This is a genomic window from Arcanobacterium bovis (assembly GCF_004331995.1).
Taxonomy (GTDB): Bacteria; Actinomycetota; Actinomycetes; order Actinomycetales; family Actinomycetaceae; genus Arcanobacterium_A; species Arcanobacterium_A bovis.
Genome location: NZ_SJDT01000004.1, coordinates 72,736 through 88,701 on the forward strand (window position 1 = coordinate 72,736; position 15,966 = coordinate 88,701).

At 51.4% G+C, this 15,966-nt stretch carries 15 protein-coding genes and 4 tRNA genes; 11 read left to right on the plus strand and 8 right to left on the minus strand.

Annotation, left to right across the window (positions count from 1 at the left end; genetic code table 11):
* Nucleotides 1-170 precede the first annotated feature (170 nt).
* The 3 genes from EZJ44_RS05700 (at nt 171) to EZJ44_RS05710 (ending at nt 4,726) form a co-directional block, all read left to right on the plus strand.
* The gene (locus EZJ44_RS05700; RefSeq protein ID WP_131281205.1) at nt 171-2,519 is read left to right on the plus strand and encodes a bifunctional metallophosphatase/5'-nucleotidase; all 2,349 of its coding nucleotides are present in this window, start codon (nt 171-173) and stop codon (nt 2,517-2,519) included.
* Nucleotides 2,520-2,845: 326 nt separating this feature from the next.
* Nucleotides 2,846-3,211 carry a sterol carrier family protein gene (locus EZJ44_RS05705; RefSeq protein ID WP_241658611.1) on the plus strand — a complete coding sequence of 122 codons (366 nt, stop codon included), beginning with the start codon at nt 2,846-2,848 and terminating at the stop codon, nt 3,209-3,211.
* Nucleotides 3,212-3,229: 18 nt separating this feature from the next.
* A complete protein-coding gene (locus EZJ44_RS05710) occupies nt 3,230-4,726 on the plus strand; it encodes an RNB domain-containing ribonuclease (RefSeq protein ID WP_131281207.1) in 1,497 nt (498 codons plus the stop codon).
* Nucleotides 4,727-4,823: 97 nt separating this feature from the next.
* Here EZJ44_RS05710 and EZJ44_RS05715 read toward each other — a convergent pair whose 3' ends face one another.
* Nucleotides 4,824-5,060, minus strand: a complete 237-nt coding sequence (locus EZJ44_RS05715; protein WP_131281209.1) for a DUF3073 domain-containing protein — start codon at nt 5,058-5,060, stop codon at nt 4,824-4,826.
* Between the two features lie 348 nt (nt 5,061-5,408).
* On the opposite strand from EZJ44_RS05715, the gene EZJ44_RS05720 reads away from it, so the two are divergent.
* Complete coding sequence (locus EZJ44_RS05720) at nt 5,409-5,606, plus strand: BldC family transcriptional regulator (RefSeq protein ID WP_131281211.1); 198 nt, start codon at nt 5,409-5,411, stop codon at nt 5,604-5,606.
* A gap of 218 nt (nt 5,607-5,824) precedes the next feature.
* On the opposite strand, the gene EZJ44_RS05725 is transcribed toward EZJ44_RS05720, so the two are convergent.
* Both EZJ44_RS05725 and EZJ44_RS05730 read right to left on the minus strand, forming a co-directional pair.
* Entirely contained in the window at nt 5,825-6,199 is a 375-nt protein-coding gene (locus EZJ44_RS05725; RefSeq protein ID WP_131281213.1) for a DUF3618 domain-containing protein, read from the minus strand.
* Nucleotides 6,196-6,651 carry a phage holin family protein gene (locus EZJ44_RS05730; RefSeq protein WP_165496130.1) on the minus strand — a complete coding sequence of 152 codons (456 nt, stop codon included), beginning with the start codon at nt 6,649-6,651 and terminating at the stop codon, nt 6,196-6,198. Before EZJ44_RS05730 ends, EZJ44_RS05725 begins: the two co-directional genes overlap by 4 nt.
* A gap of 201 nt (nt 6,652-6,852) precedes the next feature.
* Here EZJ44_RS05730 and tpx point away from each other — a divergent pair, with 201 nt between their 5' ends.
* Nucleotides 6,853-7,350 carry a thiol peroxidase gene (gene tpx, locus EZJ44_RS05735; protein WP_131281217.1) on the plus strand — a complete coding sequence of 166 codons (498 nt, stop codon included), beginning with the start codon at nt 6,853-6,855 and terminating at the stop codon, nt 7,348-7,350.
* Nucleotides 7,351-7,454: 104 nt separating this feature from the next.
* On the opposite strand, the gene murJ is transcribed toward tpx, so the two are convergent.
* From murJ to EZJ44_RS05755, 4 genes are all read right to left on the minus strand, one after another.
* On the minus strand, nt 7,455-9,296 hold the full coding sequence (gene murJ, locus EZJ44_RS05740; RefSeq protein ID WP_131281219.1) for a murein biosynthesis integral membrane protein MurJ: 1,842 nt from the start codon (nt 9,294-9,296) through the stop codon (nt 7,455-7,457).
* 118 nt (nt 9,297-9,414) lie between these two features.
* A tRNA-Phe gene (locus tag EZJ44_RS05745) sits at nt 9,415-9,487 on the minus strand.
* A gap of 36 nt (nt 9,488-9,523) precedes the next feature.
* A tRNA-Asp gene (locus tag EZJ44_RS05750) sits at nt 9,524-9,597 on the minus strand.
* 52 nt (nt 9,598-9,649) lie between these two features.
* A tRNA-Glu gene (locus EZJ44_RS05755) sits at nt 9,650-9,722 on the minus strand.
* A 175-nt stretch (nt 9,723-9,897) separates the two neighbouring features.
* Between EZJ44_RS05755 and EZJ44_RS05760 the strand changes: the two genes are divergently transcribed.
* The 4 genes from EZJ44_RS05760 (at nt 9,898) to EZJ44_RS05775 (ending at nt 13,963) form a co-directional block, all read left to right on the plus strand.
* A complete protein-coding gene (locus EZJ44_RS05760) occupies nt 9,898-11,685 on the plus strand; it encodes a mechanosensitive ion channel family protein (RefSeq protein WP_131281221.1) in 1,788 nt (595 codons plus the stop codon).
* The gene (gene msrB, locus EZJ44_RS05765; protein ID WP_131281223.1) at nt 11,661-12,071 is read left to right on the plus strand and encodes a peptide-methionine (R)-S-oxide reductase MsrB; all 411 of its coding nucleotides are present in this window, start codon (nt 11,661-11,663) and stop codon (nt 12,069-12,071) included. Before EZJ44_RS05760 ends, msrB begins: the two co-directional genes overlap by 25 nt.
* Nucleotides 12,072-12,132: 61 nt before the next feature.
* Nucleotides 12,133-13,065 (plus strand): endonuclease/exonuclease/phosphatase family protein, encoded by a 933-nt coding sequence (locus tag EZJ44_RS05770; protein ID WP_131281225.1) that lies wholly within the window; start codon nt 12,133-12,135, stop codon nt 13,063-13,065.
* Between the two features lie 19 nt (nt 13,066-13,084).
* Entirely contained in the window at nt 13,085-13,963 is an 879-nt protein-coding gene (locus EZJ44_RS05775; RefSeq protein ID WP_131281227.1) for an EamA family transporter, read from the plus strand.
* Nucleotides 13,964-13,980: 17 nt separating this feature from the next.
* Here the strand turns inward: EZJ44_RS05775 and EZJ44_RS05780 are convergent.
* Nucleotides 13,981-14,052 (minus strand) — tRNA-Lys (locus EZJ44_RS05780).
* A 201-nt stretch (nt 14,053-14,253) separates the two neighbouring features.
* Here EZJ44_RS05780 and EZJ44_RS05785 point away from each other — a divergent pair.
* Together EZJ44_RS05785 and mshD are read left to right on the plus strand one after the other, a co-directional pair.
* Complete coding sequence (locus EZJ44_RS05785; RefSeq protein ID WP_131281229.1) at nt 14,254-14,886, plus strand: hypothetical protein; 633 nt, start codon at nt 14,254-14,256, stop codon at nt 14,884-14,886.
* A 74-nt stretch (nt 14,887-14,960) separates the two neighbouring features.
* Complete coding sequence (gene mshD / locus EZJ44_RS05790; RefSeq protein ID WP_165496131.1) at nt 14,961-15,929, plus strand: mycothiol synthase; 969 nt, start codon at nt 14,961-14,963, stop codon at nt 15,927-15,929.
* The last annotated feature ends 37 nt before the right edge of the window (nt 15,930-15,966 follow it).

The window sequence follows — 15,966 nt, forward strand, 5'->3', positions numbered from 1 at the left end:
CGCTGTGATTGCGGCGTTTCCAGAAGCCGCGTCAGTTTGCGAATTGGTGGAGGTGAATCGGTTAAATCCCTGCTAATAGTGGGTAAAGATCTTCCATTTTGCCTCCAAACCTCTGGTTAATCGCGTAGCATGAATAATGCACATGTATACGTACTTAAAAAGGGGTAAGTATGAATTCTCATTTGTTGCATTCCCGTACGACAAAAGCTGTAGGTGTTGTATCAGCACTTACGCTTGGGCTGGTCGGTTTGTCTTCTGGAGTGTCACAGGCGGCAACAGGCGATGTTGCGATAGATCTAGCTGCTATTTCGGATTTCCATGGTCAGATTGACACCGCCGCCGCGCTCGATTTTCAAATTGACGCGATGCGCACCGCCAATCCCAATACGCGGTTCGTTTCTGCTGGTGATTCAGTAGGTGGCTCTGCTTATGTTTCGTCAATCGACAACGACACGCCAACCTTGGAGATCCTTAAAGCAATGCAGCTTTCTGTGACCGCGGCTGGAAACCACGAATTTGATAAAGGCTACAAAGATCTCGTTGAGCGCATTAAGCCAGCGCTCAATATCCCAGTGCTCGCGGCGAACCTTGTGGGATCTGACGAGCTTAACAAGCTACCTTATTATATTGAGGAGATCGCAGGCGTCAAGGTCGCCTATATCGGTACGGTCACTGATGAGATGCCGACTCTCGTGTCTGCAGATGCAATTAAAGGTCTGAGCTTTACTGATCCTGTTGCCGCAACAAATAAAGTAGCGGAACAACTCAAAGACGGCAATGATACGAATGGTGAGGCCGACGTCGTCGTCGCTCTCATTCACAAAGATATCGCGGCTGCAAACCAACTTGGATCCAAGGTTGATATTGCGTTTGCAGGACATTCGCACCTTTCCCAGACAGGTAAAACGGCGTCTGGCGCTCCTACCTGTCAAACGGTTAATGCGGGAAAGGATTTCGCAAAGGCGCATATCGTGGTGAGCGCCGACCACAAAACAGTGACTGCTTCGTGTAGTTTGGCGAAGATTGACCCCAAAGCTGGGGAGAGCGAAGATATCAAAAAATTGTACGAGACTGCCAAAGTTCAGGCAGACGCGCTCGGCAAAGAACCCGTTGGTACTTTGGCTAATGGTGCGTGGCGCGGAGCAACCAACCCAGATCCTTCCAAGCCAGGAGATACGGGGATTGGCGGCAACCGCGGCACTGAATCATCGGCAGGGAACCTGCTGGCAGAGGCTTTCTACCAGTACTCCAAGAATTTCGCTAAACCTGCACAGATTGGTTTGATGAATCCAGGTGGTGTGCGAGCTGATCTGACCGCTGGTGAGCTGACCAAGGGTGAATCGTACACAGTGCAGCCATTCGGCAATGTGTACGGGACGAAAGATTTGACTGGCGCTCAACTCTACAAGTTACTTGAACAACAATGGAAGACTGATCCGCACAAGCCTGATTCGAGCGTATCGCATCCGGTGTTACGCCTTGGTCTATCCAAGAATGTTAAATATGTGTATGATCCAGCAGCTCCATTTGGGAAGATGATCTCGGAAATCTACGTCGATGGTCAGCTTGTTCCGAATGATTCGACGAAGATATACACAGTGGCATCGAACACATTCCTCCTCGCCGGTGGAGATGGCTTTACGGTACTCAAGGAAGGTACTGGCTTCGTTGATACTGGAATGAAAGATAACGAAGCTTTCAATGCTTTCTTGGCTGATTACAATGCAAAAGTTGGCTCGTATGTGGTCGATTATTCGCAGCGTTCCTATGGCTTGACGCTTCCGGCTGATTTCGTTGCGGGCACAGCTGCGACTATTGAGATTTCTTCGATGTCGATGACTGCTGGAGAAGCTAAGGCAACACAAGCTGAGGTGTCGATCGAGGGCGTAGGTTCGCAAACTGTAACGCTCGATAACACCATTACGCCGAAATTCGATGAGACGGGTCGCGGCAAGGCTGTGATCGCAATTCCCGCCAATATCCCTGCTGGAACCTATACTTTGAAGGTTCGGGCATTGCTGCCAAATGGCGCCGTTTCTGAGATAACGAAGCGAATTATGGTCAAGGCTGCTCTGCCAGCTTCCGGTCCGCGCTTTGCTGATGACGCCGCTGTGAGGGCTTTTATTGACGCGTCTGGCGTTTCGGTCGAAAACTTTGCTGCAGTACGTGGCCAGAAGATCGACCTGGTGTTCCAAGGTTTGCCTGCTAATGCTAGCGCTAACGTGTATTTCTATTCGCTTGCCAAGCTCGTCGCAACGCAATCTGTGGGGGCCGACGGCGTTCTGAAAGTTTCGTACACGCTTCCGCAAGATATTGCACTAGGTACGCATTATGCAGTGGCGCAGACTGCCAATGGCAGCTTTGTCATATTGCGGATTGCAGCTGGTGAAGCACCAGGTGTTGGCAACGGGACATTGGCCGAAACGGGTGCGCAGAACAGTTCACTTACTGTTATCGCTGTGCTGTTGGTGCTTTCAGGATTAGCTGTGGCTGGAATTGCTCGCAGAGCTCAGTCTTGAGAGATAACTTAGCTGTTTTTGTGCACGTAATAGTGTATGAGCGAGCTTGACGGGGCGTTTGCGCCAGTGCCTTACGGCATTGTGGCGCAAACGCCCCGCTTTTTACATATTTGGTGAGAACTTTTCATTTGATTTGCGTGCGCATTTACCTGATTGATGGGGCTTTACGTGAATACGAAAGGAAAGGTTCTCGAAGGATACAAAGTTTCGAAGATTAGTATCACGATATGCGCGTTCGTATTGGCTTTTAGCTGACGGTAGTACACAGAGTACTGTTTGATAGTGGCACATCGGATGGACGCTACGTAGCGCAAAGGGGATCAACTGTGAAGCGAAGAATGGATATTGCATGCGGACAGGCCGCTTTGCGCACTTATGTGGAGGCTTATGGGTCTGGCGAGGCAGTTGATCTCAGCTGTGTTCGCGACGCAGTTCGATACACCTTAGAGGAGTTCGCCGAGCGTTTCCCAGGTAAGAGTGTGGAGATCCGAGTACCGTGGATCGGTGCAGTACAAGCAATCCCTGGCCCAGCGCATAAGCGCGGAACCCCTCCAAACGTGGTAGAAATGGACGGCGTAACCTGGCTGAATCTTGTTCTCACTGGCGAAACTGGCGGTGGGCGTGTGCAATATTCAGGAATTCGAGCAGATTTGAGCGAGTATTTTCCGTTATCTCATGTGCTTGGAATCTAAAACCGATAGGGTATATACGTGCCCAAGATTGCATTACAAGCTAATGAAGCTGCAAAAGCCGCGGTAGCGGACGCTATTTCTCAGTTGAAAATTGAGGCGGGAGTTACGGAGAATTTTTCGCCACAAGCCTTGGCGCAAGCCGAACGTAGCTGCGATATTGACATTAGTGATTTGCCTGATAAGCGTGATATTCCCCTGGTCACCATCGATCCGGAAGGTTCACGCGATCTAGATCAGGCAGTTTACTTGGAGGAAAACGACCGCGGTTTCGTTGTTTATTATGCGATCGCAGCGTTGAATCTCTTTGTTGAACCTGAGAGTGTTTTGGATCTTGAACTGCGCGAACGGGGGCAAACGGTATATCTTCCTGATGCGTCGATCCCATTGCACCCGCGCGTCGTCTCAGAGGGAGCGGCGTCGCTCCTTCCGAATGTGGATAGACCTGCATATGTGTGGACCCATAAGCTCAACAGGGAAGGAGAATTAGAACGCACAGACGTCGTGTTGGCGCAGGTGCGCTCGCGGGCACAGCTTTCCTACGTGCAAGTGCAGGAATGTGTCGACGGCGGTGTGGGGCTTCCGAACGAGGTCCCGTCGAGCTTGGCGCCGTTATTGAAAACGATTGGCGAGCTGCGGATCGCCGCGGAGGTTGCACGCGGAGGTATTTCGCTGGATTTGCCCGAACAGCGGATTGAGAGCACAGATCGTGGGTTCAAACTGGTCTTTCGTGAATTGACGCAAGTGGAGAACTGGAACGCTCAGATCTCGCTTCTCACTGGTATGGCTGCGGCGAAACTGATGGTAGATGCCAATGTGGGAGTGCTGCGCACTCTGCCGGCTGCGCAAGATGAAGATATGGCGCGACTGCGCCGCGTGGCAGATGCTCTCGGCTTGAACTGGAAGCGAGAACAGACTTATCCGGAATTTCTGCGCACGCTAGATTCGACGTCCGGCACAGCACTGGTTTTCTTGAATCAGGCTGCGGGCTTATTTCGCGGTGCTGGCTACCTTTCTTTGCCAGAGGTAGACGGAACGACAGTTGATGCGCAAAAACGCCTACATGGCGCAATTGCGGCCGAATATGCCCATGTCACTGCACCCCTGCGGCGTCTTGTTGATCGTTATGGTCTTGAAGTGTGCCGATGCATTTGCGCACATGAGCCAATTCCCGAATGGGTGCTACATATTCTGCCGCAGTTGCCAAAGATTATGAATGAATCAAATCGGAAAGTAAATGCTTTAGAGAAACGGGCGCTTGGTGCCGTGGAAGCACTTATTTTGCAAGGACGTGAAGGCGAAAAATTTGCGGCCACGGTGATCGAGCTACGTGAACAACGAGAGGATGAACCGGGGATTGTGCGCGGCAAAATCATGCTTGACGATCCTGCCTTGGAGGCGTCGGTTAGTGGAGCTTCCCTACCTTTAGGGGAGCGTATCGAGGTTGAGCTGGAACGGGTTGATATCACCAAGGGTAAGAGCTATTTTCGCTACCAATCCTCGGCTGAAAAAGAATAAGCAGCTAGATATGGGTGCAGATGTGGGTTGTGGTCACCATTTTGGTGACCACAACCCACATCTAGATTCGAATATCGCTATGCAGTTTTGCTGCTAATTAGCGCGCCCCTGACTCCCAATCTTCAGATTCGTCGTCTTCAGGAATATCGTACTTAGCGGCATACTCTGCATATGCATCGTAGTCGTCCTCGAAATCGTCGTCGTATTCAGCCTTTGGCTCGCTGCCGAAGGCTGTTAGCTCGCGTTCGAGAGCAGCGTAATCCGTTTCGGGACTGAAATACTTCAGGTTACGTGCGACTTTTCGCTGTTTGGCTCTTTGACGGCCGCGCCCCATAGGGTCGACCCCCCTCAATCATCGAATGAGGATGCATGAACTCACGCATCCAACTGCTTGCAATTTATTCTACGTGAACATACGATACCCTGAAACGGCGCGGAACTCCATGTGATCCGTAAAATTATGATGTTGTGTTTCCAATACGGTCGATTTGTGAAATTCTGCATATATAAATTACGATTATTTTGGTATAAAGATTCGCTCGAGTTTAGGGCGCTTTGTATGTGAATGTCTACGATGTGAATTATTGTGAGGTATTCGTAGCTGAAACATGCAAAACTTGTGTTGTAGACGTTTTCTTTTGGCTTTCTGAGCGGAAAGATAAGCGTTGAAATAGGAGGAAAAATGACCGAGGAAAAAATTACAGGTGAGCTCATGACACCAGCCGAAGTTGCTGCTTTGTTTAGAGTTGACCCGAAAACCGTTGCGCGGTGGGCGAATTCGAAGAAGATCCCGTCTATTCGTACCCTAGGTGGACATAGGCGTTTCCGTCGTGAAGACATTGAAGCAATCCTCAACGGTAACACAGAGAATATCAACTAAATCAATATATGAATCTTGCCTGGTCGCGTGCCGCATAAAACCCATCAGTTTTGCGGTAACGTGCTGAGGGCTAGGCTTTGTGTGCTCACTGTGCGAACAGCAGGTTATTCTGAATATCAAATTGTGGTGTGGGGCGATACCCGAATCGGGTATCGCCCCACACCACAACCAAAGTTCGTTCGTATTAGTGCTCTGTATCGAGAAAAACTAACACATTGTTAGCGGCGAATAAGTTTCGTAATCACCAAACCGAGTACCGCTGCAACAATTCCACCAAAAATCTTCAGGGCTTTCGGATCGCCGTTTGCAACAGCGTCCATAAAGTTCCGAGCGTTTGTCGACGCTTTGGCGAATGTGTCCTGAGCCTTAGCTTTGGCTTCTTCTTGGAGGTTCTTAGGGTCAAGTCGCGCTGCAAGTTCATCTACCGTTGCGGTTAGCTCGAGACGAATTCGCTGTAAATCCGATTCGATCTGCTCAGCTGTGCGCGTGTCTTCGCCTTCTGGAGCATCGTAATCGACGGCCTTTTTCACGCTTGCTGCAAGTCGTGCTTCAGCTACCACGTGTGGATTGATTCGGTTCGTATCCTGAGTCACTTGTTAAGTCCCTTCTTGATAGCTTCAACATCTTTATTGATGCCAGCTTTGGGGTCGATAGTGTCTTTTTGGGCAGATTTGATCTTGGACATCGCCACCAAAGCGAGAATCAAGATAATAACGAGTAGTCCGCCAGCTACCACAAGGAAAGCGAGCCAAGTGCTCATTACAGTTGCAAGACCGTAGCCAGCTGCTAGTAGCAAAATTCCGAGCATGTAGAGTGCGAGGATTCCGGCAACCGCGAAAAGGGCGCCAGCAGTACCCAACTTTGCTACTTTGCTCTTTGCCTGTGCTACGGCGAACTTGATCTCATCTCGGATCAATGCGGAGAACTGTGCCGTAATCTTGGCAACAAGTTCGCCGATTGTCGGTGAACCGCTCTTGAGCGGTGAACGAGACGTTGAACCGGTTTCCACCTTGTGTTCGTCTTGCAAATTGTTAGTAGTGCTCACAATAAGTCCCTTCACGGCCGATTATTCAGCCTGCATTCACTCGCAGCAGCGTGCTAGTGAAAAGCAAAACTGCTACTAGCGTAGTTGTATTAAGTCTACGCAATTATTTAATCGATGTCTGGCTATCCTTGTTATTCAGCTATTGGAAAATCTTGACTTAAACACTAGGCCATTAGTCATGCGAGTGTCTACAATCACAATATGGCTACTACACATTTCAAAGGACAAACCGTAAATACCAACGCAGAACTTCCTGCACATGGTGAGAAGGCGCCCGATTTCGTGGTCACAGGAACGGATCTCGGTGATGTGAAGCTCTCCTCCTATGCGGGAAAAACAGTTGTTCTCAATATTTTCCCATCAGTGGATACCGGCGTGTGTGCACAGTCAGTACGTGAGTTTAATAAGCGTGCTTCGGAGCTCGATAACACTACAGTGCTGTGCATTTCAAAGGATCTACCATTTGCTTTGGAACGCTTCTGTGCAGCAGAAGGGCTCGACAACGTGGTATCTGCTTCCGCATTCCGCTCAGACTTCCCATCGGCCTATGGCGTTGAACAGATTGATGGACCGTTAAGGGGATTGCTTGCGCGCGCCGTCGTCGTCATTAATCCGGAAGGAAACGTGAGTTACACGCAGCTCGTAGACGAGATTGCTACTGAACCAGACTACGAAGCAGCGCTTGCGGCAATCCAATAAATACGTTTAGCGAAAACGGTGTTCACAGAGTAAACGAGCCAATACAAAACGGTGCTGTCTTGATTGCAAAGATCATGGCAGCACCGTTCGTATTGTGGGTAGCATTAACGCCTTGAAAACTTCGAGGTGGCCTTCTTCAAAATCTTCCTGATCGGCTCAATTTCCTCCATTCGGAAAACAAACATGAGCCCTGCGAAGGTTAGCGTCATGACCGTGCCCACCACGGCGATCGCTACGAAGGCCAGGCCTTGGCTGCTAGATAGCGCATCAGAGCCGCCAAAGAGCTGTACTGCAAGCTCTCCAACGCCCACAGTGATGAGCGCGATCAAAGCCAATTTGAGATGCGTTCGGAGCAAGCGGCTTCCATCAAGGCCACCCAAGATTCCGCGCAGGTGAACGAACATCACCACGGCTGCGAGTGTATTAACAAACGCCATGATTGCGGCGATACCAATAACTACATATTGTGGCGGCAGATAACCAACCGCGAAATAACCACCAGCCATGAAGAGCGTAATCGGCACATCAATGAAGAACACCGCTTTGGTATTCTCGAACGCAAAATACACCCTGTTCAGCACGGTCTGTGCTCCGACTCCAAGTAGACCCATCGACATCACCATGAGCACTGGAGCGAGGGCTTGCACCTCCGCATGAGAGACGAAAAATCCGAGAAGGCGCGAGGCAGGGGTAGCCAAAACCAAAATTCCCGCTAGCGCTAAGAAATTGAAAGTGCCCACCGTGCGTAAAGCTAACGATGTATCAGATCGAACCGAGGCAAAATCGCGGTCTGCCGCCGAGCGTGCAAGCTGTGTGAATATGGCTGTGGCAATCGAAACAGTGACCAGCGACGTCGGTAGCGAATAGAGGGTGTAAGCGGCCGTATAAACCGAATTTCCTGCCACATCTAGCGTGTCATTGCCCGATTCAAGAGCTCGCTGAGTTGCGTCAGCTGCCACATTTGAAAGCAGGGCAGTTGGCAGGATCGAGAGAATCATGAGCGCGAGCATCCAGCCTGACGCTTTGCCCGCATTAGCCAATCCTGAGTTCTTCCATGCAAAATCTGGACGGAAATGTATGCCGATTTTGCGCAGCGGAAGGATCAAGATAAGGGCTTGAGCTGCAATTCCGAGTGTTGAAAACCCGCCCAAAAGCATGCCGCTCGTGCCGAGCCAATCCGCTGCGGATGTCGGTTGTGAAGACCTTGCACTCCCGTAGAATGCCAAGATAATTAGCAAACCTGAAATTGCCACCACATTGTTCAAGGCCGGTGCCCACATGTACGGGCCGAAATTTTCTTTCGCATTCAAAATTTGCCCCAGCACGGTGTACAGGCCATAGAAGAAGATTTGGGGCAAGCACCAGTAGGCGAAGACGACCGTCAAGTGATACCACTGCGGATTCAGAGTTGCTGCAAAAGCCTTGACAATAATCGGTGCACCAAGCGTCAAGACCAGCGTGATTGCACCAAGGGCAACGATGGTAATTGTAAGAAGCTTGTTGATGAATGCGGCGCCGTCGTCTTCCGAATCTTTCGAGGCGCGCACGATTGCTGGCACGAGCACCGCATTGACCAGCCCGCCTGCAATAATCATGTAGATCAGCGTGGGGAGTCGGTTGGCGATGTCAAACGAGTTTGCAACTGGCGAGGTTAAACCGAGAGCTGCGCCGAGCAAAATGGGTGAACGAACTAGGCCAAGCAATCGCGAGGTGAATGTGCCCAGGAACATCACCATTGATGAACGCGCGACTGTGTTGCTGGTAGAGGAAGTGCCCGTGGCCGCCGTGGTTGTAGACGACGGGGTCGTAGACGCAGTTGCTGTGGGCGTGCGTTCGGTTTGCGGTCGTTTCGAGGGACGACGGCGTAGCGCGCGTGGTTTTCGCCGCGGAAAGAAAGGAGCTTCCTCAGCGGCATGGCGCGGTTTATAGTTGTGCGATTGGCGCATACATCGAATTTTACACGGACATACCGCGAGAACTGTTGAGGAAAGAACTAGTGTGAGCAGACTCAGCAAAGACCGCCGCAGATAGGTGAAAGCCCCTGCTAAGCAGGGGCTTTGCTTGTGGCTCCGACCGGCGTCGATCCGGTGACCTTTCGATTTTCAGTCGAACGCTCTACCAACTGAGCTACAGAGCCAGATAGAAAAACACCCGGTTTCCCGGGGCTTCTCAGCGACCCTGACGGGACTTGAACCCGCGACCTCCGCCGTGACAGGGCGGCGCGCTAACCAACTGCGCTACAGGGCCATTTTCATGGCGACACTTTCGTGCCAGCTTCTTGAATCTCTCCAAGAAACAGTACCCCCAACGGGATTCGAACCCGTGTTGCCGGCGTGAAAGGCCAGTGTCCTAGGCCACTAGACGATAGGGGCAAAAGAACTTGCGTCCTCTTCTTCGGTTCCTCGTTGGTGGAACGGATATAAGCTTAAGGGGTAAACGGGGGTAAATGCAAAATCGCAGGGTACGTGTGCTTAGTCACGTTTGGCTATTGGCAAGTAAATGCGCGGGAAACGAGCGTTTTTTAGCGTGCTGGAATAGCCTTAATGTATGAATCAATGGATAGCATCAACTGGTGATACAGGTACGTCAGAGGCGGTAGAAGCAACGTTTGACGTGCTGCAAGTGATCTTAGGTGTAGCACTCGGGGCGCTCGGCGGATTCGTGGCAGGTCTGTTACTGCTTGCGATTGGCCGCATGATAGTGCGTAGGCGCAGTCAGCTTCAGCCACTGATGACAGCGATTTCGCGCCCTTCGATCGTAACGCTCATGCTTGTTGGTTCCTGGGTGGGCTTCAACTTGGCAGATGCGCGTGTGGACACCACGGCAGCTCCTGATTGGCTACAAAACGTCGATCATGCGTTCCTCATTTTGGTTATCATGACCGGCACTTGGCTTGCTGTTGGGATCGTGAACGGTTCAATGGGTGTTATCCATAATCGCATGCGCGAATCCTCAGAAAGACGCGCAAAGCGCGTGCAAACGCAAACGCAGATTCTCAACCGGGTGATCGTCGTCGTGATCTGGATTCTTGGCCTAGGCGGCGTGTTATTGACCTTCCCGTCGGCTCGTGCTGCGGGAGCGTCGCTATTCGCTTCGGCCGGTTTGGTTTCAGTGGTAGCAGGTCTCGCTGCCCAGACCACATTAGGCAATGTTTTTGCTGGTTTGCAGTTGGCATTTTCAGATTCGATCCGAGTAGGTGACATCGTTTACTACAAGGATAATTACACGAGTGTTGAAGAAATCACGCTGACGTATGTTGTGCTTGCTGTCTGGGACGGACGCCGTATCATCGTGCCGTCGTCGCTGATGACGACGGAGTCCTTCGAAAACTGGACGCGTCGCGCTCCCGAGATGCTTGGCGACGTTACTTGGGACGTTGATTGGGCGCTTCCGCTCTCTGCTGCGCGAAAGCAACTTGATTACCTGTTGCGCAACACCGATCTATGGGATGGCGAAACTGGCGTTATGCAGATCAGCAAAGCGGAGAACGGAACCTTGCAGATGCGCGCTGTGATTTCCGCCAAAGATTCTGCCACTTTGGTGGATTTGAGAAATTACTTGCGTGAGCAGATGATCCATTGGATTCAAACCGAAGCTCCACAAGCGATCCCACGTCAGCGGCGCTACTTTGATGAACCAGTGGCAATTGTGGAAGCGGCACAGGAAACGAATAAGCAGCTTGACGACCGTATCGAGCGTGAAGAACCAGTGCAGTATTTCCCAGATGTGTGGCCTGAATCTGCCGGAAACGCTGCGGCGTCGATACAGGATCAGCAGCGCACCACCGTGCTCTCGGTTAACGACATAAAAGACATTAAGAATGAACGCAATGTTCCGCCGGTACCCCAAGATTCGCCGGCAGAAACTATCGTCATGGCTCCGATTACTGCAGATATGGAAGACCCTCGAAAAGCGAAGAGCGCAGCCATTGCTGAGCAGGGAACGGTGGCTGCGAAAACCGAAGTTTCTGAAGACGTCAAAACCGATATGGGAGAATTGACGAATACCGATGTTCGAGCAGGACACGAGGCTTCGCTGTTTAGTGGTTCGCCGAGTGCGGAGATACGCCGTCAACACTTTTCGGGACCTGGCGAGGATGCTTTTGCTGAGCGAAATCGCAAGATCGAAGAGAGTAAAGAATCTGAGAAAGAATCCAAAGAGGACTCTGAAAACAGCTCGGAGAAACGCGCTGAAAAAACCGAAAAAGATGCACCGCATCCCGCGCAAGCTAGTGATGAATCAGAAGCGAAGCGCAACGGTGATAACGACGACATAAGCGAAGATAACGACACTGACGAAAAGAAGGAAACATGGACGAGCAGCCCCGAATCCTAAAATCCGAAGCAGAATGGAAGAAACTGCTCAACCCTGCGGAATACCTGGTGCTTCGCCAGGCAGGTACGGAGCGTCCCGGAACTGGCGAATTGCTGAACGAAAAACGTGCAGGGATGTATCTGTGCCGAGCTTGCGGAGCCGAGCTGTTCTCGTCATCCACAAAGTTTGAGTCATTCTGTGGGTGGCCGTCGTTTTTTGATCCAAACGAAAAAGATGCCGTGATTTACCGCACTGATACCCTGCTTGGATATGAACGTACCGAAGTGCGCTGCGCCAGCTGCCACTCCCATCTGGGACACGTATTCCCTGACGCTCCGCAGACTCCAACTGGAAACCGCTACTGTATGAACTCGGTCGCACTGCAGTTTGTACCAGATGAGCAGTGATAATTCTCTGCAGAACCGCCTGTAAAACATCAATCAACTACCAGTGAAACGTGAATTGACGATGAGTGAAAATACTTTCGAAGAAGCTCGCGAATATCTGCGCGTGTGCACTTTCAACATGGAGCATGGCACGCCTTCGCTTTGTGCTCCGGAATTATCCGATTCTGCACCTGAGCACGATCCTGAATCGGGAAATTTTCTGCAAAAGGTGCGGGCTGAGTTTCCTGATCGGGACGCCTTGGAAGTGTTCGCTGCGGAGCTTGCGGAACTTGACCCCGACGTCGTCCTCCTCCAGGAGGTTGACAACGTACGTCCTCGTTCTGCTTTGATTCCGCAAGCAGATCTGATTGCAGATTTGCTGGATATGGACAGATATTTCATCCCGGTGGAACGAAACCTACTCGGGTCGCCGACGTCGTCATACATTCCATGGCGACGACGCGGCACATACGGTTTGGCGGTTCTCTCGCGTTATCCGATGCGTGGGTGTCTGAAACTTGCTTTGCCTGAGAAAACTGAATTTTTTCGCCATTCGGCGGAGAAAAAGTGGGGGATTAACGGCTGGTATCTGCATGTGACCGAACCTCGCGCGTGCGCTTACACAGTGATTGATATTCCGGGGCAGGGAAGTCTGGTAGTCGGAAATACCCATCTTTCCACCAAGTATGTGGCGGCCTGTGAGCAGCTTGGAGTGGCGGCTGGTGGTTTTGGAGTGCTCAGCGAGCGTAATGGCCTCACGGATGCGAGATTTCTGCTCGGTGGTGATTTTAATCTCGGATCCGATACTGTGTATGAGCTGATGGAGAAGGAAGCTGCGTTGGAGGAGTTTGTCTCCTTGGCGGTAGGTGATACCTATCCAAGTGATGCGCCCGAGAAGCAGATTGATTTCCTGCTTGGAAAAGGGCTTTCAGCTGTGCATTCACAAGTGAAGCGTTTCAGTATTTCGGATCATTGCGCTTTGGTAGCGGATCTTCGTTTTTCTGAAAGAGATTGAGGGAATTAAGGGGAGTAACGTGCCCGACTCAAAGAAATTGTGGTCATCGGGTGTTGGCGCGCCACTCATTCTCATGACGGCGGCGGTGATTCAGTACATCGGGGCCTCCTTTGCGGTAACGCTATTTGAGCAAGTGTCGGCCGGTGCTGTGGCATGGGGGAGGTTCGCTTTCGCTGCCGTGATTCTCTTGGTCTGGAAACGCCCACGAATCGCTTTGAAGAAATTGTGGATTCCGGCGGTGTTTGGACTGGCGTTGACCAGTATGAATGTGGTGTTTTACCTGTCCATAAGCAAGATCCCGCTCGGAACGGCTGTAGCACTGGAGTTTTTGGGGCCCGTGATGCTCTCTGCTGTGACTGGCCGTGGCTGGAAAGTTCGGGTGGGAGTGGTATTTGCTCTGGTAGGCGTGTTTCTCATTTCATGGATTGGTGTCGATACCGCTGACCCACAGATTCGGTGGGGTGTGTTTTATGGACTGCTTGCCGGTGTTTTCTGGGCGGTCTATATCGTGCTTGGAAAACGTGTGGCATGGAACGGTTCGGGTGCAAATGCGCTGGGAATTGGTTGTGCTACCGGAGCAATAGTGTTTCTTCCGCTCGCGATTCCAGATTTTCAACCTGTGCTGCTTGACGGGAAGTTGCTTCTGTTTATGCTGGCGGTGGCTTTATGTTCGACGGTTATGCCATACGTGATGGAGCTTTATGTGATGGGGAAGATTCCCACCTCGAACTATGCTTTGCTCACCTCGCTTTATCCGGCAACATCTTTGCTGGTAGGCATGGCAATACTGCGTCAAATTCCAACTGTGGGAGAGGTAGTAGGGCTGGTATTCGTGTCGGTTGCTGTAGCCCTAGCGACTCGAACTCGAGAAAGCGGAAGCTCCCCGTCAAAAATCTGACGAGGAGCTTCGTGCGGTAGGCCCCGCGGGACTCGAACCCGCAACCTACGGATTAAAAGTCCGGAGCTCTACCATTGAGCTAGAGGCCCGCACTTCCGTAGAACAGCATGTTGTTCCAAGGAACGATTAGTTATTCTAGCTATATTTGCACAGATTTGGAAATGGAGACCAATAAAAGTTGTGCTATGTCACTGTTGTGCTTTGATCTAGCGCTACGGGCGAAAATCTGCAAAATGTGCTGCGTATGCTGAGTAAATACGCGATAATGAGGAAAAGCAAAGGAGGAAAACATGTCCACCTATAAACCACGGCGCCCAGCCCAGCTAAAACCAGAACAAGTCGAGCTTATTGCCGGAAATGCTGATACGGCGGCGAATTCCGAATTGGCGCATACGTCTGCGCAGGCAGTAGTGCCAATGGGAAATCACCCGATGGTCGATTCTGATGTGATCGTGCGTGTAAAAACCCTCATTGTTGCCGAGGGTATCGATGTAATTGCGCAGGCATGGGCGGAATCTCCAGCAGAGTCTTTACCAGGAGTTTTGTGGCGCGGATACTTGCTCCACGAGTGGATTCGCCGTTTTCCCGACGTCGTTCGCGAGCGCTTGGCTGCAGCTAGCCTTTTTGCACAGGAAAGTGGCACTCCTGAGCTGGCTAACAATGCCGAACTGGTTCCTGATTATGAAGAACTTTTAGCATTGTGGGAAGAAGTATTCCGAGGTGATTTTCGTGGCGACTTCGCCCAGGTATTGCGATCCTCGGCTCGCTTCACCGATTTCATCGCGCATGTGGAACCTGCGTGGATTGATGACGACGCACACCCACTCGCCACGTATGTGACGCGCCGCGATACCGCGATGAAGCAAACTGCACACGAGTTTTTCAACGCCGGTGAACTGCTGCTTAAGGGATCGCTGGACTGATTGAGTCTGTCGATCAATTTGAGCGAGCGTGTGATTAGTAAGAATACGACGGCGTTCGGAGCGAGGTAATGCCTATGCACTATCCTATGCACAGTATTGTGATTCCAAACCCCTTGACTGAGGGGCAAGGGCGCGCAATAGAGAAACTTGCTGAAGCGGCGACGAGTCATGATGGTGTAGCGCCCTTTGACGAGCAGACGTTGCTCGACCTTAAGCGCGGCACAGCTCGTAAATACTTTTTGGTTTACGAACACAGCTACGCTGGTGCTGAGTGCGACGACGTGCCAGAGCCTAACGCGGGCGCGGCGCAAGAGCCGGATGCAGCGCCCTTGTGGGGCGTCGCTATTCTTCATGAAGAAAGCGGAACTGCCGAAATTGCGGTCGATCCGCACTGTAGAAACTGCGGCATCGCTTCCCAGCTAATTGCCACACTTTCCGCCGAAAGGGCAGGGAAAACGTTGTTTCTATGGGCGCATGGTTCGCGCCCGGCGTCGCTCCACTTAGCGGAAAAATTTTCGATGATACCTTCGCGTGAATTACTCGTGATGAACGCGGAGTTGGAAAGCACTGAAAGTGATGGCGAAACTGCCTGTGTGCCGTCGAACGTAGTGCTGCGCCGCATTGATTCAACGAATGATGCCGACGTCGATAACCTCGTTCGCCTCAACGCACGCTCATTCAATACGCATCCAGAGCAGGGAAAACTTTTGCGTGAAGATTTCCTCCAGCGCTTTGAGCAGCCGTGGTTCGATGCGGACCTGTTGCAATGGATAGTTGACGAAAAATCGGGCAAAACAGTTGGGTTTTTATGGCTCAAGCCTGAAAGCAGCGACTGTGTAGAGCTCTATGTGCTCGGAGTAGACCCGAAGTATCAGGGCAAAGGGCTAGCGGGCGCTGCAATGCGGTGTGCAATGGCCAGTATGCGTGCTCGAGGCTTCACGCGGATGACACTATACGTCAATCGCTCAAATAGTGCGGCCGTTCGTCTCTATGAACGTGCGGGATTTCAGCTCTCTGAACTGCACACTTGTTTTCAGTTGTGACGTATTTTCGTTTTCCGGTGCAAATTTGTGTATAAAT